Source organism: uncultured Nitrospira sp. (assembly GCA_902500695.1).
Taxonomy (GTDB): domain Bacteria; phylum Nitrospirota; class Nitrospiria; order Nitrospirales; family UBA8639; genus Nitrospira_E.
The window spans coordinates 1-22899 of record CABVRQ010000063.1 but is presented as its reverse complement, the minus strand read 5'-3'; the positions used below and the strand labels follow the sequence as shown (position 1 = coordinate 22899).

The 22899-nt window shown below is 49.8% G+C and carries 20 protein-coding genes; 14 read left to right on the top strand and 6 right to left on the bottom strand.

The features are described 5' to 3' along the window. The first annotated feature begins 421 nt into the window (after positions 1-421). From AAH187_RS14455 to AAH187_RS14435, 5 genes are all read left to right on the top strand, one after another. A complete protein-coding gene (locus AAH187_RS14455; RefSeq protein ID WP_342349173.1) occupies positions 422-598 on the top strand; it encodes a hypothetical protein in 177 nt (58 codons plus the stop codon). Beyond that, positions 595-2340, top strand: coding sequence for an AAA family ATPase (locus AAH187_RS14450; RefSeq protein ID WP_342349172.1), 1746 nt, complete (start codon positions 595-597; stop codon positions 2338-2340). Before AAH187_RS14455 ends, AAH187_RS14450 begins: the two co-directional genes overlap by 4 nt. Positions 2341-3063: 723 nt before the next feature. Continuing rightward, on the top strand, positions 3064-3468 hold the full coding sequence (locus AAH187_RS14445; protein WP_342349171.1) for a hypothetical protein: 405 nt from the start codon (positions 3064-3066) through the stop codon (positions 3466-3468). Between the two features lie 813 nt (positions 3469-4281). Next, entirely contained in the window at positions 4282-4770 is a 489-nt protein-coding gene (locus tag AAH187_RS14440; RefSeq protein WP_342349170.1) for a pyridoxamine 5'-phosphate oxidase family protein, read from the top strand. A gap of 554 nt (positions 4771-5324) precedes the next feature. Continuing rightward, positions 5325-5876 carry an inorganic diphosphatase gene (locus AAH187_RS14435; RefSeq protein WP_342349169.1) on the top strand — a complete coding sequence of 184 codons (552 nt, stop codon included), beginning with the start codon at positions 5325-5327 and terminating at the stop codon, positions 5874-5876. Positions 5877-6050: 174 nt separating this feature from the next. On the opposite strand, the gene AAH187_RS14430 is transcribed toward AAH187_RS14435, so the two are convergent. Then, positions 6051-7190, bottom strand: a complete 1140-nt coding sequence (locus AAH187_RS14430) for a glutathione-independent formaldehyde dehydrogenase (RefSeq protein WP_342349168.1) — start codon at positions 7188-7190, stop codon at positions 6051-6053. Between the two features lie 356 nt (positions 7191-7546). Here AAH187_RS14430 and AAH187_RS14425 point away from each other — a divergent pair, with 356 nt between their 5' ends. The 4 genes from AAH187_RS14425 to AAH187_RS14410 all read left to right on the top strand — a co-directional run bounded on the left by AAH187_RS14425 (position 7547) and on the right by AAH187_RS14410 (position 9754). Beyond that, complete coding sequence (locus AAH187_RS14425; protein ID WP_342349167.1) at positions 7547-7960, top strand: IS630 transposase-related protein; 414 nt, start codon at positions 7547-7549, stop codon at positions 7958-7960. 724 nt (positions 7961-8684) lie between these two features. After that, a complete protein-coding gene (locus AAH187_RS14420; RefSeq protein WP_342349166.1) occupies positions 8685-8948 on the top strand; it encodes a ferritin-like domain-containing protein in 264 nt (87 codons plus the stop codon). A 56-nt stretch (positions 8949-9004) separates the two neighbouring features. Next, complete coding sequence (locus tag AAH187_RS14415) at positions 9005-9223, top strand: ferritin-like domain-containing protein (RefSeq protein ID WP_342349165.1); 219 nt, start codon at positions 9005-9007, stop codon at positions 9221-9223. A 9-nt stretch (positions 9224-9232) separates the two neighbouring features. Beyond that, entirely contained in the window at positions 9233-9754 is a 522-nt protein-coding gene (locus AAH187_RS14410) for a gluconokinase (RefSeq protein WP_342349164.1), read from the top strand. 111 nt (positions 9755-9865) lie between these two features. On the opposite strand, the gene AAH187_RS14405 is transcribed toward AAH187_RS14410, so the two are convergent. Further along, positions 9866-10684: a hypothetical protein gene (locus AAH187_RS14405; RefSeq protein ID WP_342349163.1), complete on the bottom strand. Its 819-nt coding sequence runs from the start codon at positions 10682-10684 to the stop codon at positions 9866-9868. Positions 10685-11190: 506 nt separating this feature from the next. Here AAH187_RS14405 and AAH187_RS14400 point away from each other — a divergent pair. Further along, the gene (locus tag AAH187_RS14400) at positions 11191-13023 is read left to right on the top strand and encodes a glycoside hydrolase family 15 protein (protein WP_342349162.1); all 1833 of its coding nucleotides are present in this window, start codon (positions 11191-11193) and stop codon (positions 13021-13023) included. 332 nt (positions 13024-13355) lie between these two features. Here AAH187_RS14400 and AAH187_RS14395 read toward each other — a convergent pair whose 3' ends face one another. After that, positions 13356-13481 carry a hypothetical protein gene (locus tag AAH187_RS14395; protein ID WP_342349161.1) on the bottom strand — a complete coding sequence of 42 codons (126 nt, stop codon included), beginning with the start codon at positions 13479-13481 and terminating at the stop codon, positions 13356-13358. 9 nt (positions 13482-13490) lie between these two features. Beyond that, complete coding sequence (locus tag AAH187_RS14390) at positions 13491-13796, bottom strand: hypothetical protein (RefSeq protein WP_342349160.1); 306 nt, start codon at positions 13794-13796, stop codon at positions 13491-13493. 414 nt (positions 13797-14210) lie between these two features. Between AAH187_RS14390 and nikR the strand changes: the two genes are divergently transcribed. Beyond that, positions 14211-14633, top strand: coding sequence for a nickel-responsive transcriptional regulator NikR (gene nikR / locus AAH187_RS14385; protein ID WP_342349159.1), 423 nt, complete (start codon positions 14211-14213; stop codon positions 14631-14633). Between the two features lie 278 nt (positions 14634-14911). Further along, on the top strand, positions 14912-16915 hold the full coding sequence (locus AAH187_RS14380; protein WP_342349158.1) for a TonB-dependent receptor: 2004 nt from the start codon (positions 14912-14914) through the stop codon (positions 16913-16915). Positions 16916-17073: 158 nt separating this feature from the next. Here AAH187_RS14380 and bfr read toward each other — a convergent pair whose 3' ends face one another. After that, positions 17074-17547 (bottom strand): bacterioferritin, encoded by a 474-nt coding sequence (bfr, locus tag AAH187_RS14375; protein ID WP_342349157.1) that lies wholly within the window; start codon positions 17545-17547, stop codon positions 17074-17076. 223 nt (positions 17548-17770) lie between these two features. Continuing rightward, complete coding sequence (locus AAH187_RS14370; RefSeq protein ID WP_342349156.1) at positions 17771-18091, bottom strand: heavy metal-binding domain-containing protein; 321 nt, start codon at positions 18089-18091, stop codon at positions 17771-17773. A gap of 497 nt (positions 18092-18588) precedes the next feature. Between AAH187_RS14370 and AAH187_RS14365 the strand changes: the two genes are divergently transcribed. Together AAH187_RS14365 and AAH187_RS14360 are read left to right on the top strand one after the other, a co-directional pair. Continuing rightward, positions 18589-22053, top strand: a complete 3465-nt coding sequence (locus AAH187_RS14365) for a DNA polymerase III subunit alpha (protein ID WP_342349155.1) — start codon at positions 18589-18591, stop codon at positions 22051-22053. 25 nt (positions 22054-22078) lie between these two features. Beyond that, on the top strand, positions 22079-22899 hold an 821-nt coding region (locus AAH187_RS14360), incomplete at its 3' end, for an acetyl-CoA carboxylase carboxyltransferase subunit alpha (protein ID WP_342349154.1).

Below are 22899 nucleotides of genomic sequence, written 5' to 3'. Positions count from 1 at the left end.
CCAGCTTGGCACATCCGATGCCGTCCTTAAAGGGGGAGTCCATACCATTATTCTGAGCCCACGGCGAAGAATCTGAGCCCAGCCTGATGACACCCCGGCGCACCCATATCCTCTCTGTCCCCCAATTCATTCCTCCTAGCATTGTCATTCTGAACCAGAGGCGAAGAATCTAGCCCAGCCTGAAGATGACCTCGTCTCCCAGAACGCCTTCTTTTCGTAACGGCCCGCCTTTTTTAAAGACTCCCCCCGCTTGTCATCCCCGACAGCTGTTATCGGGTTTCCATCTTTTTGGCTTGTTATTCCTGCTAGCTTCTGGCAGGAATCTCTCATCCGAACATCCTCCCGTAAACCCATCTGTACTTTAATATAGGGGTTGGCTATTCTGGCATCTAAAAATAAAAGGATTTCCTCTGAACGACACATGGCACGCCAACCAAAAACAAAAACCAAAAAAGATCAGAACGAGGCGACGGTCGGATTTGAGCAGAAGCTCTGGAAAGCCACCGACGCACTGTGCAAGACACTTTTGCCCAAGCACATCTCCGGCGAACTGCGGGTGAAGGACCTGGAGGGAACCATTCGGCATCAGACGACATGAAGCTGACGAATGTCACAATTCACAACTTCCGTGGTCTCCTTGATCAGCAGGTCACATTTAGGAGCTACACCCTGCTTGTTGGTCCTAATAATGCAGGAAAAAGCAGTGTGATTGATGCCATTCGGGCTTTTTATGAAAAGGACGGGTTCAAGTTCAAGAGGGAAAATGACTTTCCCTTTATGGAGACCACCGATGGGGAATCCTGGATCGAAATGGTCTTCTCTCTGACAGAGGAGGAGTACGAGACTCTCGCTGATGATTACAAAGCGGTGCCGAAACTGCTGCGTGTGCGCAAGTATTTTCAAACGGCAGTTAAGACACATGATGGCAAATCCGCAGCGGGCTCGATATTCGGCTACAGGAGCGATGGCGCTCTGTCGACTGAACCATTTTATGGAGCCAAAAACGTCCAGAGCGGAAAGCTTGGCGACTTGGTGTACATTCCAGCGATCAGCAAGGTAGACGAGCACGCAAAGCTCAGTGGCCCTTCAGCTCTTCGCGATTTGCTGGCGGACATCATGACCGATGTCGTGGAGGGTGGAAAAGCCTACGGCGAATTCTCCGCCAGTGTAAGGAAGTTCTCGGACTCCATACGAGACGAAAAGACAGGAGATGATCGCTCTCTATCAGGATTCGAGAATGAACTGAATATTCTCCTGAGACCTTGGGATTCTGAGTTTAAACTCAAGTTTCCAGCACCATCAGCAGCCGAAATCATTAAGTCGATGCTTGGCTGGGATTTGTTCGACCAGTTCCATGGCAAGGCTCAAGGCATCGACTATTACGGGTCTGGATTTCAACGGCACTTCATCTACTCTCTTATTCAGCTCGGTTCGAGATATGTTGGCAAAAAAGCCACGAAGAAAACCAACGACTTTACACCATCACTAAATCTCGTTCTGTTCGAGGAGCCTGAGGCGTTCCTGCACCCCCCTCAACAGGAAATCCTGGCTCGGAACCTCATGGCTGTTGCCTCGTCTGGCCACTGGCAGGTGGTCGCTGCGACACATTCTTCACACTTCGTTAGCAAGAATGCGGCGGATATTCCGGCCGTGGTTCGTCTTCGCCGAAGCGCCGGCAGATGTGAGGTTTTTCAGATCGACCCAGCTGCATGGGGTGAGAATGTGGATTCGAATCAAACAATCACGGCAATTGGCAAAAAATATCCGAAAATGGCGAAGAGACTTCACGAAGATGACTCCAAACCAGAAATGGAGGCAGTAAAACACTTCCTATGGCTCAACCCTGACCGGTCTAGTTTCTTCTTCGCAAATCACGTTTTGCTTGTTGAGGGCGCAACTGAAGTTGCGCTTGTCAACCGGCTTGTTGGCGACGGCAAGATCGCGAATGCCGACTGCGGTTTTTATGTCCTCGACTGTATTGGGAAATACAATATCCACCGTTTCATGAATCTTCTCAGCCGCCTTGGAGTATCGCACGCAGTGATTCACGACGACGATAATAGTAAAGACGAACACTTTGAGATTAACAAGCTGATCGAGGAGTCAAAGGACGCGACATTGACGCTGTGCATCAAACAGATAGCGGGCGACTTGGAAACAATGCTTGGAGTACCTCCCGCCGGATCGGACCATCGCAAGCCTCAACACATTCTGTACCAATACGATACCGGCAAGATTGATGCTGCAAAAGTCCAGGATTTCTGCTCGCTTGTTGAGGCTTGCTTGCCTGCGAAAGCCGCGAAGGAAACAATAGTAGGTTCAACTGAGGTAAACGCATGAGTGGTATCATCCTTGGTTCCATCGTCGAAGACTCCGCTCTGGCTTGAAGCCCTCGGCTACGCTGTCTTGCATGGCCCTGATATGTCGCCCACTGGCGATACATTCGGCCTAATCCTCTCCCAGGGGGAGATGGAAGACTTTACGCATGTCGTGCTCAAGAACCGACTACGAAAGGGTCTTGGTCCTTTGAATCCAGCCCTGCCGGAGGGCGTCTGATGAGGCTCACCGAACAATCTTTCACCTCACCCGGCGGCGAGGTCCTCCTGTATGAAGCCCCAGATGGCCAGGTACGGGTGGACGTGCGGCTGGAGTAAGAAACGGTCTGGCTAACGCAGAGGCAATTGAGCCAGTTGTTCAGGCACGAGCGCTCGGTCATTACCAAACATCTGCGGAATGGGTTTCGGGAGGGTAACTGGGCCCCACTTTAGTGTATGCAAAATTTGCACATACTGCCGAAAACGGAAAAACCTATCAAGTTGACCACTATAACCTTGAGGCCAACCTCACTGTCGGCTAACGGGTGAACTCCAAACACGAAATCCAGCTCCGCATCTGGTGCGCATCGTCATGCACCTCCTCTGCGAATACGATCCAATTTAATCACTGACACCAGAACGCATGACCTGCCACGTTTGACACGCATCACCTTGGACGGCGATGCTATAATGGTTTGACTCGACTGTATCAATTTTTATTTTCACATTCTGAAAGGAACGCATGGCAATGAATCTGTCACGTATGATGATCGGAGTTTCTTTGAGTTTCGCACTCTTTACAGGAATTGGCTTGGCCACCGAACCGGCTGAGGTGGAGAAATTTGTGAAGTCCCGTATTGAGATCGGCGAGATGATGACGAACTATTTTAAGGGTGGAAAAGGTTATGGAGACGGGCAACGACCCTCGCCCGAGGCGATGAAGGAAATGGGCGCGGATATCAATACAAAACTTAGCGCGTTGTTGGCGAAGCATGATTTGACGATTGACGAGTATCGCCAGCGCAGCCCTGAGGTCTTCGCCGATGAGGCCGCCGTAAAGGGGTATCTCAATGAGCATCCAGATCTGAAGACACGGTATGAGGCCCTTCCGTTGGGTAGCATGAAAGGGGGGAGCACCGGGCGGGGGTACTGAGTCGGCACATTTTTGCAAACAGCGCTCTGTTGTTGGAAAACTTCATCTGGCGCTACGAATGTGACCAAGCCACATGGGGCATAATGACACCTATCGATAACGATGCCAATCCATTTCCCCAGTAACGGATCCGATGTTTCCAGGTAAGATTTTTTCATGAAATTGAACACCTCCGATCCAAGTTTTAGTGGCTCACGCCGTCCTAGTCAACTTGGTGAAAGGCTCGCGAACCACAAGATTGACGCGGCTCGGAAACTCACTCCTAAACAGCGGCTGCTTCTCGCCCTTGAACTGTCAGATGCGGCAGCCGCTCTCCATCGCGCGTGTTCCAACAAGCATTAACCGACATTCTTTGCCGCTCTATGACCATTTGCCACAAAACCATATATCAGGGGGAAAGTGCGGATCATTCAGAATTTATGGTACTGGCCTTACAGCCATTATGATAAGTATCGGAAGTCCAGATTAGGGGTGGACGTGGAAACATCTCTGGTAGGTGAATCCCTCGCACGTATGTACCTGGTTTTCGTGTCGACGTGATGTTCTGTATTGCCGGTTCTCGGCCCGGCATCCGAGCCCCTTTTGTTTCGGCAAAAGGAGCCAAAACCAGTGACGCCCCGTCCGGCCTCATTCAATGAGATGGACGCAAGGCACGGGAGGGCGAGCCAACTCGCGGCGCTCAAACAAGGCTCGCTGGCACATGAGAGCGTCCATCCAGAGGGCCGGACGGCAGGGGTCGAACCAGGGAAAACAACCTTTGCAGGACACACATGAAAGAGCGAGAAACCCTATACACGGAGGTAGTCAAATCCCATGAACGATGAGCAGCCGGCTATGGTTTGCGCCAGTCTCATAGAGGGTATGCAAAGTCTCCAGCTATCCACAGTCGGGGTGGACGGCATTCCCCACTGCAGCTATACGCCCTACTTGCACCGGGCTCCCGGCAGTTTTTACATCTTTGTCAGTCAACTCGCAGCGCATACCCGTCATCTGCTGGCAAACGGGACTGTCGCGATTATGATCCTTGCTGATGAACAGTCGACGTCACAGATTTTCGCCCGTCCAAGGGTCACATACTTGTGTGAGGCCACACATATCCCACCCGATAGTCCCGACTACGAATCTGTGATGGACGACTATCAGGAACGGCATGGCAAGATGGCGGGTCTGTTACGGCAACTGCCGGACTTTGTCCTGTTTCACCTGCACACGAAAAGTGGGCAGTTTGTGATGGGATTTGGCAAAGCGTACACCCTGACCGGAGAGGACTTGTCGGTCTTCGAACATTCCCGTACTGGATAGGCTGATTAATCAATTGGCCGGCCTCTATTCCAGCCCTAAACCCTTTTTTGTACTTTACAGAAGAGTGAGGGTTCGTTATTCTTGCGCAAAGCCGAGGCAAACTTCCGGATAATCATTCAGGACCGATCTATCAAAAAAAGAACGTCATTGTGCCATAAGGCTTTTGCGCTAAGACCGAAACCCCCATCCCTTCCAGCACATTCCTCCAATGAGCAAGACCGGCTCCATCGGGTGGCAATCTATCCAGTGCGAATGGTTGAGATTTTCTTTGCAGACTGTTCCCTCACGGTTGGAAACCAAGTGATGGGAGAGGCATGAATGGGTATCAGGGAAAACCCACACGAGAAGTTCCCCGGTTCAGAATATTTAATGGTGAAAAAAATTATTACACGGTATTTAGATAATGGAGCACACTATACGTCGGAAAAATTGAGTACCTCATTTCATGTACACGGAATACCGGAAGCACAAGTTAATCTGATGAAGCACGACTTGAATCGCTTCCCCATAGAAATCACCACGCTCACCAACCATTGAATAGCAGGAATACCACGATGAACAAATTAGCCAAGAGTCAGTATTTTAATCCCTGGCATCACGCCAGCCCAGGAGACAAGTTACCCGAGTTCGTGAATGGAATCATTGAGATTCCCAAAGGCACCAGAGCAAAGTATGAATTAGACAAAGAGAGTGGCCTGCTGATACTGGACAGAGTGTTATATTCTTCCGTGTATTACCCTGCCAATTACGGGTTCATTCCGCAAACGTATTGTGAAGACAAAGACCCCCTGGATATTCTGATTATTTCACAAATTGATGTGGTCCCGATGTGTATCGTGCCGGCCAAAGTCATTGGGGTCATGCGCATGCTTGATAACGGAGAGGCGGATGACAAAATCATCGCAGTTGCGGCAGGCGATCCCAGTGTGAGTCACATTAAAGATATTTCAGAATTGCCACAGCACTTCATTTCCGAAATGCGCCATTTCTTTGAAGAGTATAAGACCCTTGAACACAAAGCTGTGGTGGTGGAGGAATTTTTAGAGAAAAAAGTGGCGCAAAATATTTTGAATCAAAGCCTGGGCATGTATAAAGATATGTTTTGAAAACCCACCCTTGGTGGACCCAAGTTCGCCGGCCTGGGGAGGTTATCGTGGACCTTCCCAAGCCTCGGCTAACTCGGTGCAATCTTCAACCGGAATTGTGAGGTGAACCTGGTGCCATGTCACTGATGAGTGCTACCAGGCTGCTCATGTTGAATGGTCTTCCAGTTCTATCTCTCAGGCTGCTGGCTTGAGGAGGACCTTCACCCATCCGTTCTGCCGCGCATCGAAATGACGATAGGCATCAGGGGCATCCCGAAGTGGCAACTCCTGCGTCACAAGAAACGACGGCTTGGCTTTGCCCGCGGCGATCAGTTTGCATAACCGACGATTATACGCCTTGACGTTGGGTTGCCCGGTTCCTATCCGCTGCCCTTTGGACAAGAAAAGACCCCAGTCGAATGCCAGCTGTCCCTTCTGAACCATTTCATAGGACAACTTCGGGTCTTCCGGCTTAAACTCCCCCACCACACCAATTACGCCTGTGGCTCGAACTGATCGTATAAGATTGTTCATCGTCCAATTGACCTGTTCATGCCCCTGAGGGTCGTGCGCATGATAGCCAACGCATTCGCAACCCGCATCCGCGCCTTCCCCGTCGGTTAACGACAGGATCTGTTCGATCGAGGAAACCTTTGTGTCGTCAATGGCGATGGCACCGATGCTTTCTGCCAGTCGTAGACGATCAGGGTGACGGTCAACAATCATCACTTTGCTCGCACTTTTGAGCATCGCCGAATAGGCGGCCAAGAGCCCGATCGGTCCCGCGCCATAGATGACCACAGAGTCACCCGGCTGGACACCCGCAAGCTCGGTCGCATGATATCCGGTCGGAAAGATGTCGGAGAGCATCACATAGTCAGCTTCTTTCTCCTCAGCATCCTCAGGCAGACGCAAACAATTGAAGTCACCATAGGGCACCCGTAGAAACTCCGCCTGTCCACCGCGGTACGGACCCATTCCTGCGTACCCATAGGCTCCGCCAGCGGTTCCGGGATTGACGGTGAGGCAGAACGCCGTCAGACCTTTGTTACAGTTTTTACAGAATCCACAACTGATATCACATGGGAGGCACACCCGATCACCCACCTGCATCTGAGTCACACCATTTCCAATCTCGATCACCACACCGAGATTCTCATGCCCGAATACCGTCCCAGGCTCAACAGCAGTCCTTCCATTATACATGTGTAAATCGGAACCACAGATATTACTCGTGGTTATCCTCACTAACACGTCAGTGGGCTGCTCAATTTTCGCGTCTGGAACTTCTCTCACACTAACGTCTTGGGGTCCGTTGTAGATCAAAGCTTTCAAGTCCTTCTTCCTTTCTATGAATGTTAAAAGATATGTATGAATGATTGAATGAATGATTCGCACGACTTCATCTGTAAAAAACGCCTTCGCCTGATTGGTGAAAAACCTAATGGATGAGTTTCCGGCATGAGAATTCCTTGACCATTCCTGATCGGAAATAATTGCCCCTCGCGGCAAGCGCAGAGGGTATTCAACATGTAAATAGTGAACAGATCTCGATTGGTAAGTAAGCCCCAAGCAAACTATGGCAAATTCTCGCCATTAAAAATGAAACAGGCAATAAATGCAACCGGGGAAAACCAATAATTTAGTATTTAACTTTTAACTAAGACGTTCCATTTGCTATTATCGGGTGCATGAGCAATGCCTATAGTATTGATCTTCGGGTGCGAGCCATGACATTTGTCCTAGAGGGTGGGCGAAAAAAAATGGCGTGCAAAATTTTCAATATTGGCCGGGATACTCTGTATCGCTGGACCCGGCAATATCAAATGCAGGGACATGTGACCCCGAAAGCCCGGGGCAAATATGTGGTTAGAAAATTGGATGATGCTGTGCTTGTGAGCTATATCGCGACCCATCCCGATGCGACGCTTGAGGAACTTGGGCGTGAGTTTGCGGTTAGTGCCGTTGCTATCTGGAAAGCCTGTCGGCGATTGCAGATCACTCGAAAAAAAAACGATGCGGTACGTCGAACAAAACGCCGAGGCCCGGGCTCAGGTTCCGGAGGCCCTGGAAGGTCAGAAGCCGAAAGCGTTTGTCTACCTTGATGAAAGTGGCATAGAGGAGGCGCTCCATTGACGAGCATACGGCGGGACACCAATCTTTAGAGAAGTTTCAGGCGCCAGAATACAACGGATCCGCCTTATTACAGCATTCAACGATTCCCACCTGATGACCCCGCTGCGAATTGATGGCTATGGCGACACCATGGCATGTCACACCTGACTTAAACAGGTGCTCCTACCAGAGTGGCATCCCGCGCAGGCTGTGCTCAGGGACAATGCCTCCTTCCATACATCTGCGACCACCACAACCCTCGTTGAAAGCCAGGGATGCACACTGAAATATTTGCCGACATACTTGCCTGACTTGAACCCGATTGAGCCTTAAGAAGTTATTCCCAAAGCCCGTCCAAAAAACACAAAACCCTCACCAATCGTTTAGCGTAACCATCGATAGGACCTTCGCTATCTATCTTCTCGATGGACGAATGAAAAGCTAAACCACCATAGCATGCAAGTGGGGAAAAACCCTGAATGCCACAAGACAGGATGGTCCATTCCATTTGCATCTGCAAGTCCTGGCTCGTCTAGATAAAAGCCATAGTATATTGAACATTTTGGTCATTGTCGTCCAAGAGACAGGCCTGAGAAAATGTTAATTCATTCAATACATGAGGTGCATGATCCCCGGATCAAGAAAATAGATTGAAGGGTTCATCATCTTCCATTCCATGAGTGATGAGAACTTTCGTATTGGGAGGAATTCATTGTGAAAAACCAACCATTTCTCACAGACATCAAAACCTTACGTAAACGCGCAAGAGAACACATCGAAAAAGGAGCGGTGACACCTGGCTATGCAGCAGACCTGGATACCGTCATTAAGCTGCTGAACGAGGCTCTGGCGACTGAAATCGTTTGTGTTCTCCGGTATAAACGGCACTATTATATGGCTTCGGGAATTCATGCTCAGAGCGTGGCGGCGGAGTTTCTCCACCATGCCAATGAAGAGCAGGGCCATGCCGACCACTAGCAGAACGCATTGTCCAGCTTGGCGGTGCCCCGAATTTTTCTCCGGAAGGTATGCTGATGCGCAGTCACGCGGAATATGTGGAAGGGACATCCCTGGTTGAAATGATCAAGGAAGATCTGGTTGCCGAGCGCATTGCCATTGATAGCTATCGGGAAATGATCAATTACTTAGGCACCAATGATTCGACTTCCCGCCGGATGCTTGAGGGCATTTTGGCTGTCGAAGAGGAACATGCTGATGACCTCGTCTCACTTCTGGAAGAAATGGGCACCTAAAGATTCGCTATGAGAGAGACAAAGGACCGGGACATATGGATCGTGATCCTGATGGGAGTCTCTGGCTCAGGGAAGACAACCATTGGTCAACTCCTGGCCGGAGATCTCGGTTGGTCATTTTTCGAAGGCGATGATTTCCATTCACAAACGAATTTGGCCAAAATGCGGGATGGAGTTCCGTTGAATGACGAAGATCGGATTCCCTGGCTCCAGGCGTTGCATAATCTTGTTCTTGACCTGATTACAAAGTCACAGCGCGCCGTGATTACGTGTTCCGCTTTAAAACAGATCTACCGGCAGTGGTTTACAGATGCCCGACCCCAGGTGTCGTTAGTGTATTTGCGAGGCAATTACACATTGATCCATCGACGCCTGCAATCTCGAACAATGCACTTCATGAAAGCGGACCTGTTAGACAGTCAGTTCAGGGCGCTCGAAGAGCCCCACGACGTCCCGTTCGTTAACGTTTCTGAAGCGCCTGAAGTGATTGTGGAGCAAATTAAAAGAATGCTGCCCTTGCATCCGGCATGACACACCCGCGATGTCATGATAAGAACCGCTGCCATTGATATGTATGTTGATCCCGGATGCAGGGGTTTTCACCAGGAGCGAGGCCATTTCCCTATTACATCTATCAGAGCATTAGGACATTCTGGGGGATTGGTCTTTTTCCTTTTTCCACTTATACCAGATGGTTTCATTGCTCCCATGCGGATAGATTAATCGCTTCACCACAATGTACGGCCGCCACAGGTAGCGGCGGTACAACCTATTTAAATTTGAACGTTGCGCTAACTCCTGTTCCATCTCGGATACCATCTGCGGTTGAAACGTGTGTTTGTGTTTATACAGATGATAGAGATCCTCCCGAATCAACCGTTGAAAAATCTTCTCAGTCAGCGCACCGACCCATCCTTGTCGGACCGGAATAGGCAGGCAAATTTGAAAGTCGATGAGAAAGGGCTTTCCCTCCGTCGAACAAATGATATTCCCCCGTTTATTCAAATCCGCATAAAAAATGCGCCGACGATGAACCGCCTCAACTATGAGCCGTAATTGATCGAAAAAGTCAGGAGCCAGTGATGTGGCATACTTGGCAATGACAGGATCCCCAACCACCACGTTAAATTGATCCTGGATATGCCTTTCTATTTCATGAAGCGTGCGCCCTTCAATAAACCGATGAAAATATCCTCGTTTCCCATATCGCGGTCCCAACGCCGGAATGCCCGGGAGATCGGCAACCATTTGATAGATTCGATATTCCCGCCTGGAGATCCAGCCCGTCAGGGGACGAAACAGCCAGCCCAACACAAATCGAAAATCGCTCAGCTTGAGGACATACCCTTCATTCGCCTGATTCTTATAGAGGAGATTGCGAGAAAAAAAGTCATCCTTCAGAATGCCCTGAAAGGCATAGAGTTGCCCTTCAATCGTGACGTGGGATGGGTAAACAGGCATCAGGCTTCCCGCACTGCCTTCGAATTCCTGCTCCTTGCGAGATGAAGCAAACTGGTAACGATTTGCACAATGTACCTCAAATGAACGCCATTTTCATCCATTGAATCACGCAGCCTCCCTCACGCCTATCCCATAAGAGATGGACCGTATAGCCACGGATCATCGTTGACCTCATGGAAGAGCGCATCAAGTTCTTACCCTCTTGGGGGATCCACTACGATACGCTTAGAGCCAATGCATTAAGCCATATGGTGATGAATGAATGAGGCCAGGCGAAAAAGCGATGAGTGCTCCACGAACCAACGAGCGCCTGCTCAAACCCGGATTATGAGGATCCGGACTAGCCTTATTCGGGCTCTCAAGGTATAAATAGAACACTCATCTGATCGCGGCACGTACAAGGCATCACGAGGCCCTTGTGCCACAGGTTGTTTCCCTTCGGACAGCAGGTTGTGCCCATTTGATTGTTCAGTGATCCTCAGCCTTTTTGAGCCGACAAGAAAAACATGCCTTATCAACCCATCGAAAATTACGGATTGATCGGAAACATGCAGACGACCGCCCTGGTCGGCATGAACGGGTCCATCGATTGGTTCTGCTACCCTTATTTCGACTCTCCCAGCGTGTTCTGCGCCATTCTGGATGATGCCAAGGGTGGACGGTTTAAAATCGCACCCGTTCCCAACGGGGTCAAATCCAAACAATATTATTGGCCCGATACCAATGTCCTCGTAACCCGTTTTCATACTCCGGCAGGAGTGGGGCGAATGATCGATTTTATGCCGGTCGGGTTTCATACCTCCGACTGTATCCGGCACGGTTTGATCCGCCGGGTGCAAGCCATCAGAAAATCGATGACCTTTCGTCTGGAATGCCATCCAGCCTTTAATTATGGTCGCGATACCCATACGCTTACGATCACCAAGGACGGGGCTCGATTCCAATCCCCTTCCCTGGCTCTTCGACTTGGGTCCACCATTCCACTCGAGCAGGATGGCGACATGATCATGACGGAGTTCACCCTTCAAGAAGGAGAGGAAGTCGATTTTTGTCTGCAAGAGACCGAATCGGGTCACTCCCAGGCCACCTTCTCCTGCCCGGAAATACAAGCGGAAGAGTTATTTAAACACACGGTCGATTATTGGCGTCGATGGCTGTCGCAATGCACGTACACAGGTCGCTGGCGGGAAATGGTCCACCGCTCGGCTTTGGTTCTTAAATTGTTGACGTTCGAGCCGACCGGAGCGATTGTCGCCGCTCCAACCTGCAGTCTTCCTGAAGAGATCGGCGGGGTTCGCAATTGGGATTACCGCTACACCTGGATCCGTGACGCCGCGTTTACCTTATATGGCTTATTACGCATTGGCTTTACTGAAGAAGCCTCTGCCTTCATGCATTGGCTGGAGGCTCGATGTCATGAATTGAATCCTGATGGATCACTGCAACTCATGTATAGCATTGAGGGACGCCATCAACTCACCGAAGAAACGTTAGATCACCTGGAAGGCTATCGGGGGTCGGGTCCAGTCCGAGTCGGAAATGGCGCCTACAACCAACTCCAACTGGATATTTACGGGGAATTAATGGATTCCGTGTATCTCTATAATAAGTATGGCACCCCGATTTCGTACGACTTGTGGAAACACCTTCGGCGCATGATCAACTGGGTCTGCGACAACTGGCACCGCACAGACGAAGGCATCTGGGAAGTGCGAGGGGGTCAACAACATTTTGTCTATTCCAAATTGATGTGTTGGGTGGCTTTGGACCGGGGACTGCGCTTGGCCGAAAAAAGGTCCTTCCCGGCCGATCGCGAGCGTTGGTTAAAGACCCGGGATGCCATCTATGAGGAGATCATGGCCAAGGGGTGGGATTCAGAACGACAAGCCTTTGTTCAGCGATATGGAAGCACTTCGTTGGATGCCGCGAATTTAGTGATGCCCCTGGTATTTTTTGTCTCTCCTACCGATCCCCGAATGCTCAAGACCCTGGATGCCATCAACCAGAAGCCGGAACAAGGAGGCCTGGTCTCCAACGGACTGGTCTATCGGTATAATTTATCCGAAATCCAGGACGGACTGGATGGGGAAGAGGGTACCTTTAATCTCTGTACGTTTTGGCTCGTGGAAGCCATGACCCGCGCAGGGCAGGCGGATCGCAATCGCTTAGAAGAAGCCCGTCTTGTGTTTGAGCAAATGCTCGGATATGCCAACCATCTTGGACTCTATGCTGAGGAAACCGGGCATCACGGTGAGGCCCTGGGGAATTTCCCGCAAGCCTTCACGCACCTCGCCCTCATCAGCGCGGCCTTCAATCTTGATCGGGCCCTGGGTAAGTAACGATCTCTGCCCAAGGACGACCCTTTTCCCTTCGTTTCTCCAGACTCTGATTATCGAAATGCGTAGCACGTAAGGCTGTTCGAACTGGATGAGCCAATGAGGGATATTCGCATATGTTCCAGTCGGTCGACCTGATATTGATGCCTAAAATTGACTCGATGCCGTTCGTATCAATTAACATGGTCCCACGTATGCTTTAATAAGCATGTGCCCTACGAGTGGTAAGTCCTGCCAATTTCTGGTGAGAGTGGGGCTGGATGGTTCCGATGTATTCAACAACATCGACTAACCATCCAGGCTCACAAAGAATTATGATACTTAGTATTCTCGGATTAGGATTTTTCGGGGATGCGGCATGCCTGTGAGGCCGACCATGCCGCGGCCGTAGCTTTTTTAGCCACCTGAAGCGGATCGATCGCCCGGACCGTTAAGAGGGCATGCTCTGGGGAGTGGGGCATACGTGGGCGTTATTGATCTTCGGTTCGCTGGTCTTGCTGTTGGGAAGCATCATTCCCGAACAATTTACACATGGCTTGGAACTCATGGTAGGTATGATGTTGGTTGGGTTGGAAATCGACATGTTCCGACGAATGCAAAAAACCGGATTCATGTTCATATTCAGCAACATCCGGATCTCCCACCCCACTTACCCCACTTTCATGCGCATGGGCATACCGAACCTGCACACCCTGACAAAACTTTCCATGATCATTCCCATGGCTTTCCTTATCGTGCGTTGCTGGTTGGCCTGATGCACGGGATGGCTGGATCATCTGCACTGATCCTGTTAACCCTGAACACCACCCTTTCAGCAAGCCAGGCCATCATATATATCCTCCTTTTTGGTGTAGGATCGACCTCCTGTTCTTGATCATGGCTATCCCCTTTTGGGATCCGGCTCGATCTCTGACATGGCTCTATAACTGGCCCCAGGCCTGCGTGGGTGTGATGACGACCATTCCCGGTGTTCTGATGGCCTTGTCCTCCGGATCGTCACTCTGGGATTAACCATTAAGTTCTCACGCCTTCACATTCTTCACCCTCCCCAGGACGACTTCAAATCCGCAACGGTTGTAGGCCAATTGGCATCCATGTTGTTCGGACCAATCTTCTTTATGGCCCATCAATTGTCTTTTTCAATGGAAGACCATAGGATAGGGGACAGCCAAAACAAAACTGGAAGGAACATGCCAATGAGTCAACTGGTCCGCTTTGGGGTTTCTCTTGAAGAACCACTCCTTGCCGCATTTGATCAACACATCAATCGGAAAGGATACCAGAATCGTTCTGAGGCGATTCGAGACCTCATCCGCAATCAGCTTGTCGGGGAAGAATGGGGAGGAAATAAAGAGACCGTCGGCACCATTACTCTCGTATACGACCATCATCAATCAGATGTGCTGCAACAATTAACGCACCATCAGCACGAATACGGAAAGCAAATCATTTCTAATCTGCATGTGCATTTGGATCACGACCATTGTCTGGAAGTCATTGTGGTCAGAGGGCGAAGTTCAGCTCTCGTCGATTTAGCCAATTTGCTGATTAAAACTAAAGGGGTCAAGCATGGACAACTTACCATGACGACCACCGGAAAGGCCGTGAAATAGCGCTCCTTCATTCCTCATTTCAAGACATTCCCTCCTCACAGCATGTCTTCCGATCCTCCCCATGCCTCCTCTCTCCATAGCCTTCACGATTTTGAATTGACAATATCACCGGACCTTGCTACAAATCGTGTTACCAATTTTACTTTCGTGCTACCATCAGATCTACCTCTTACTCCTCCACCCTCTTCCTCAGTATCAACCCGATGGTTCCTCAGCATCCCCACACACCTTATCCTGCTTTGGATATACAGGTCCTTCTTCTCTTCATCCTCCTGTGGATGGGTACCGCATCAGCCCATGACCAGGAGGAGGTCACGGTTTTAGAGGAAGTGCAAGTCGTCGGAGAACGCCCTATCGCAGCATCGTCCAATCGAATCATTCTGAATGAGGATATCCTGCTTCAACCTCAAGGCCGGCCTGCCGATTTATTACGGTTGGCTCCGGGACTTATTACCTTGGAACATTCAGGCGGCGCCGGGAAGGCTGATCAGTTTCTCCTGCGCGGCTTTGACGCCGATCATGGCACAGACCTGGCCCTTCATGTGGATGGCATGCCTATCAATATGCGCAGCCATGCTCATGGTCAAGGATACGGGGACATCAATTTCATTATTCCGGAAACCATCGAAGAAATTACGGTAAAAAAAGGACCCTACCATGTGGAATATGGTGATTTTGCCACCGCCGGCGCCGCCAATTATGTTACCCGTGAGACGGTTCCCCAAACCATAGTGCAATCCGCCGGAGGGAATTTCAATACCCAACGACATCTGTTCATGACCTCTCCCACTCACGATAGATTCCGCACCCTTTTCGCCGGCGAATTTTATTACACTGATGGGCCATACGACTTTGTCAATCGCAATACGCGGTACAACGGACTGGCTAAACTGACATTTGATCCCTCGGCCACATCCCAACTCAGTGTGACGTTTACCCAATATTATGCACGATGGAATGGGGCAGGCCAGATTCCTTTACGGGAAGTGACGTCCGGGGGATTGGACCGATTCGGTTCCCTTGATCCTTCAGAAGGCGGCAAATCGGTTCGCAGCACCGGTCGATTGGATTACCATTACGATCTTCCCGGCGGAGGGACCGCCTTCGCCAACCTGTGGGCTCAGTATTACTATCTGTCCCTGTACACCAACTTCACGTATTTCCTGAACGATCCGGTCAATGGGGATGGGATTGAACAGACAGACCGACGATGGTTAACGGGAAGTGATGTCGGGTATCGTCAAACATTTCGACTGTTCGATCGGGAAGGTATCCTGACTGCAGGACTTCAGACGCGGTTTGATAAAATCCGCGTTCGTCTGGGCACCCAGCAAAAACGCTCATCCCTTGCTATCACTCAGGAATCTGACATTTTCGAAGCCTCTTACTCTCCGTATCTCAAAATGGACCTTCAATTCCGTCCCTGGCTACGATTTGTAGGAGGAGGCCGGCTGGATGTCTTTACCTATAACGTGAATGATCGTTGCGGAACAGACTGTTCGGTACGGCCGAACGGAACAGCCTCCGATTCCATTACCAGCGGGAAAGCCAATTTAATTCTTGGCCCCTGGGCCGGCACGGAATTCTTCATGAATGCCGGAACGGGATTTCATAGCAATGACGCTCGGGATGTCGTGTTGAATCCTTCGGCCGCCACTCTGACCCGCGCGATCGGATATGAGGTGGGCATCCGCAGTCAACCCTGGACCTGGACGGAATTCCTGGCTACGGCTTGGCTGTTGGATCTTGGATCTGAACTGGTATTCGTGGGGGATGAAGGCACAACGGAAAGGCGAGGAAAGACACGTCGCCTGGGAACAGAAATCAGCACCAGAATCACGCCACTGGAATGGCTCTCCATTCGTGGAGACATCACATACACCCATGCTGAATTTCGGAAAACGGGGGATTCCGTCCCATTGGCGCCTCAGTTCACCGCGTTTTCATCGGTCACAGCCCGCTTACCCATTGGGCTATCGGGAATGTTACAAATGTTGACCGTGGGAAGTCGTGCCGGCACGGAAGATAACCGCGTAAAGCTGGAACCATTTACGATTTTCGACCTGGTTCTTCGCTACAAAATTCCTCTTGTGCCTCCAACCGAACGACTTGAGGCGTTTTTGAGTATCCGCAATTTGACCAATACCGATTGGCGTCAGGCACAATTTGTTTATGAATCCCGTCTTCCCGGAGAACCTGCCGGGGGTGTTTCCGATATTCACTTTGTCCCCGGCACTCCACGAATGTTCATGGGCGGACTGACCTGGTTTTGGTCGGCATAACAGGCAGGCCAAAGATTCCATTCACCAGACTCAGCAACCGGCCTTCAATTCAGGCTATTTCACGATAGGGCTACCCCTCAATCATTCCATGAAAAAGGGCTTTCCAGGATTCATCGACAATCCCGGAAAGCCCTGTTACGTTTGAGGAAAAGAAACGGCTATTCTTTATGCATATGTTGGGACAGATAATTTTCCACTCCCACCTGCTTCATGGTTTCCAATTGCGTTTCTATCCAGTCGATATGCTCTTCTTCACTTTTGATGATGCCTTCGAGTTTTGCCCGTGTAGTGAAATCTCCCACAGTGGTACAATGGGCAATGGCCTCAGCGAGAAGGACAACCGCTTCGTGCTCAAGAGCCAAATCTGATTTAAATTGCTCAGGAACCGTTTCTCCAATTTTAATCGTTCCCAATCGCTGCATATTCGGAACACCCTCTAAATAGAGAAGATGCTCAATAATCTCTTCCGCATGCTTCATCTCATCAATTGAATGTTTTCTGATTTCGTTATGTAATTGTTCGTATCCCCAATTTCCACACATTTCGCCGTGTAGAAAATATTGATTGATCGCGGTGAGTTCATTGGTCAGAACTTTATTCAGAAAATCAACGACACCTTTTTTTGCCTTCATGGAGGTCCTCCTTTATTAAAGATTATCTCAGACGTGAGAAATTAGTGTTTCTGTTTTATTTAACTGATTTAGTTTATCGATCCAACTACATTTTGGTCAATGTTTTTATTTAGGGAAAATTATTTAATATTGAATTCCTTTCTCAACTTCGTTGATCTGAATGTTCAAGTTCAACCATTCGAGTTTATGAAGATGTGAAGTTCTTCCTCCGTCACCCATTCAGTCACTCAACCCTCACGGCAGTCCCGCTTATACTCACCATGAGCATGCTCCCGGTTTCTCCCATGACTTCGTAATCCAAATCGATTCCAACAATGGCATTTGCTCCTACCCTTAAGGCTTCTTCCTGAATTTCCTGAAAGGCGATTTCCCGGGCGCGGCGCAATTCCTTTTCATATGCCCCCGATCGGCCCCCAACAATATCACGAATATTGGCAAAAAAATCCTTGAAAAAATTTGTCCCCAAGATGGCTTCTCCTGCTACCACACCTAAATAGTCCTTAATCTGATGGCCCTCAACATTGTGCGTAGTTGTTAGAATCATGTCTTCCCACTCCTTTTACCTGAAAAGCACACGCTTCAGATTCGCTCTCTCTTGCTGTCCATACTATATTCATCCCGGGTTTCCCATCACAACTTTTCCGCAAAGAGCGCGGAGATGCCAGTATGTCTGCACGACGAAGGGTCGAGAACGAATGGTGGAGAAAAATCCTTTCTCTGGAATCAGGTATTTCTTTGGAGCATCCTTGTGACCCAACCCGTGGTAGGGGTTTCATCGTTCAATACAATGCCCACCAAATAAGCAATCTGCTTAACGCATTCCCTATCTTGTCTTTCAATCGGATACTGCCGGTTTATCCACATACTTGTGCCCATTTTTTCTGGATTACTTTTATCTTAATTCTCCTCATGATTTCTTCTTTTTTTCTTGCAATTCTTGAAAAATCCAGAAACCGGATACCGCGTTATTTTTCAGATGGTGATTTCATTTGACTTCACTCGAGGTGCTCATTAGAATTTTTTTAGGGAAGGATCATATGAGTGCCAGCACAATTCGTTCATCTCCATCTTCACACCCAGTATAGCCTCCTCGACGGGGCCAACCAACTCACACCCCTGTTCCAACAGGTGAAGAATTTTGGCATGCCCGCCGTCGCCATGACCGACCATGGCAATCTCTTTGGGGCCATTGATTTTTATCAAAAAGCCAAAGCTCATGATGTGAAACCGATTATCGGGTGTGAAGCCTATATGGCTCCAGGCAACCGCACCCAGCGGGCAGGACACCTTGCGCATAACGAGTATTTTCATCTGATTCTTCTTGCGACCAATCAAGTTGGCTATCACAACCTCATTAAACTCTCAAGCAAGGCCTATCTTGAAGGCTTTTATTACAAGCCTCGCATGGACAAGGAATTATTACAGGAACATCAGGAAGGTCTCATTGCCCTTTCAGGGTGCTTGAGCGGAGAGGTGCCTCAGCTCATTAACCACCAGGATATGGAAGGGGCTCTCCGGGTGGCAGATGAGTATCGGTCCATCTTTGGAAAAGACCGCTATTATCTGGAAGTGCAGGCCAACGGCCTGGATCATCAACTTGTTGCGAATCGGGGATTATTAGAAATTCATAAGAAGCTTGGCATCCCGTTGGTGGGCACCAACGATTGCCATTATCTGAATAAACGAGATGCGCGTCCGCATGAAATCATGTTGTGCCTTCAAACGGGAAAAACGCTCAAAGATCCCAACCGGATGAAGTTTGACACGGACCAGTTATATGTAAAGTCCACCGAAGAAATGATCGCGGAATTTTCAGAATTTGACCGTGCGGTCTTGAATACGACCCAGGTGGCCGAGCAGTGCGATCTTCATTTGGAGTTCGGAACCACGTATCTGCCTGATTATCACGTGCCTGAGGGTCAATCTCATGACTCCTACCTTCAGCATCTTTCAGAAGAAGGCCTTCGAGCCCGTTTACGGGAACGCCCGACGGCCATAGCCTCAGAGGTCTACCAGCAGCGACTCCACACCGAACTTGCCGTGCTGAATGCCATGGGGTATGCCGGATACTTTTTGGTTGTGTGGGATATCATCAATTTCGCCAGATCCCGCAAAATTCCGGTCGGCCCCGGCCGAGGATCGGCTGCCGGCAGCCTTGTGGCTTACGCCTTGCGAATTACGGACCTCGATCCCCTCAGCTACAACCTGCTCTTTGAACGGTTTCTCAATCCCGAACGTGTCACCATGCCGGATATCGACATGGACTTTTGCATGGACCGCCGTGGCGAAGTGATCAACTATGTCATTGAGAAATATGGTGAGGAGCATGTGTGCCAGATCATTACCTTTGGCACACTCGGTGCCAAAGCTGCCATTCGGGATGTGGGGAGAGTCATGGACTTTCCCTATGCGGAAGTTGACCGGGTCGCAAAGTTGGTTCCCACCCAACTCAACATCACCCTCCAGGATGCCCTGAAACTGGAACCCCGTCTGCAAGAACTTGTTGATCAAGATGCCAGGATGAAGGAACTCATGGATACGGCGATGGCCTTGGAAGGCTTGGCACGGCATGCCTCGACTCATGCCGCCGGTGTGGTCATTTCGCAAAAACCCCTCATGGACCATGTGCCCCTCTACAAAACAAGTAACGACGAAATTGTCACCCAGTACACTATGACCGATCTGGAAAAAGTCGGGTTGGTAAAATTCGATTTTCTGGGTCTCAAAACCCTGACGATGATTCATGACGCGGTTCGGATGGTCAATGCCAAGCTTCCAACTGAGTCTCCCCTGGATATTAACAATCTGGCATTAAATGATCTCCAGACATTTGAACTCCTCAGTTCCGGAAAAACCTCAGGGATTTTCCAGCTGGAAAGTTCCGGCATGCGAAACCTGTTAGTCAAAATCAAACCGGAAACGTTTGAGGACCTGATCGCCATCCTCGCACTCTATCGCCCCGGCCCCTTAGAGAGCGGCATGGTGGACGATTTCATTAAACGAAAACGCGATGCCTCCCAAATTGTGTATGACCCCCCGCAATTGGAACCCATTCTCAAAGAAACCTATGGGGTGATCGTCTACCAGGAACAGGTTATGGCCGTCGCCAACCAGTTAGCAGGATTTTCACTGGGGCAAGCCGACTTACTTCGCCGGGCGATGGGCAAGAAAAAACATGAGGAAATGGCCAAACAAAAGGCATTATTTGTCTCTGGGGCCAAAGGAAAGGGAATTCCGGAAAAACTCTCCGAAAAATTATTTGATCAAATGGCCTTTTTCGCAGGGTACGGGTTCAACAAGTCACACTCCGCAGCCTATGCGGTCGTGACATACCAGACCGCTTACCTGAAAGCCCACTTTCCCACTGAATTTATGGCGGCATTGCTGACATCTGAAATGGGAAATACTGACAAGATGGTCGGCTATTTTACGGAATGTCGTGAATTGGGAGTACACATTCTGCCACCCGATGCCAATCAAAGTTTAAAAAACTTCAGTGTGGTGCCTGAGGGTATCCGGTTCGGGTTAGTGGCGATAAAAAACGTCGGCGGAAACGCCGTGGACGTGATTTTAGAATCCCGAGACACGGAAGGCCCATTTTCCTCCTTTATTGATTTTTGTTGCCGCATTGATTCGCAGAAGGTCAACAAACGGGTGTTGGAAGGACTCATTAAGGTCGGCGCCTTTGATTCAATGGGTCTCACGCGCGCCAGCGTGTTTCAGGTTCTGGATGAAGCCCTGGACCATGCTTCGACGATTCAACGTAATAAACGGGAAGGCCAAACCAGTCTGTTTGAAATACTGGCTCCGGAGCCGGCAACGCCAAAGCAAGACGGTTTTGGTTTCGTCATTCCACAGATTCCCGAATGGTCTCAGAATGACTTACTCAAACATGAACGAGAGCTAACCGGTTTTTATATCACTGCGCATCCTCTCAACCGCCACAGCGTTGGGATCACTCATTTTTCTACCTGCTCCACCCAGACTATTCGCGACGTCGGCGACGGACGAGAGGTCAAAGTCTGCGGGGTTATTTCAAGCCTCAAAATTACCACGACGAAAAAAGGCAACAGGATGGCTTATGCCCAGTTGGAAGATTTGCACGGAACCGTTGAAGCCATTATTTTCCCCGAAACCTTTAAGCAACACGAAGAATTATTGGGGCCGGAATCGGTCGTTCGGATTTCGGGAACCGTTGACCTGATGGATAACGGCGCCCGCATCAAGGCCACCAAAGTCGAATCTCTCTCCCAATTAGAAAATGAAACGGTGAAGCATGTGACGCTCCAGGTCCACGAACAGGACGTTCTCCCCCACAATCTGCTAGACTTAAAAGACATATTCGAACGCCACCGTGGTCCGACCCCTATTTCATTGGCGTTTCACTTGCATCCCGATCTGACGGCCAGCATGTCAGGATTATCGGACATCGGCATTTCTCCGTCTCCGGAGTTTTTAGAAGAAGTGGAACATCTCCTCGGCACATCCACGGTCACCTTCCAATAATTTCCCTCTACCAAGGAGCCTGTCCGTGCGTGAATACCTGGACTTTGAAAAACCCCTGAAGGAACTTGAAGAACGCATTGCCAAGTTGGTGAAATCAAAATCTCAAAAGGTTTCAGTTCAGGAAGCCATCGTCAAATCAACCGAACAACTGGCAAATCTTGAGCGTGAGATCTTTGCCAATCTCTCTCCATGGCAACACAGCCAAATCGCCAGACACCCACAGCGCCCTTCGATTTCTGATTACCTGGAACACATGACGGAAGGTTTTTTGGAACTCCATGGTGATCGCCTGTTCGGCGACGACCGCGCGATCATTGGAGGGTTTGCCACATGGAAGGGCCGCTCTATCATGGCGATCGGTCATGAAAAAGGGAAATCATTGAAGGAACGCATGCGCCGGAATTTTGGTATGGCCAAGCCGGAGGGTTACCGAAAAGCGTTGCGTCTCATGAAATTAGCGGAACGCTTCAACCGACCCATCATCACCTTTATCGATACTCCAGGAGCGTACCCCGGCGTTGATGCCGAGCAGCGCGGCCAAGCCGAAGCCATCGCCAGAAATTTACTGGAAATGTCCAGATTGCAAGTGCCGATTCTTGCTGTAGTCACAGGAGAAGGCGGTAGTGGTGGAGCGTTGGCCCTGGGGGTGGCAGATCGGATTCTGATGCTCGAACATGCCATTTATTCGGTGATTTCTCCGGAAGGCTGCGCCGCCATTCTGTGGGGAGACGCTTCAAAATCTGCCGATGCCGCGACAGCCTTACGAATGACGGGACCGGAGTTACGCAAACTCAATATTATCGAAGAAGTCATACCCGAACCAATGGGAGGAGCCCATCGAGATCC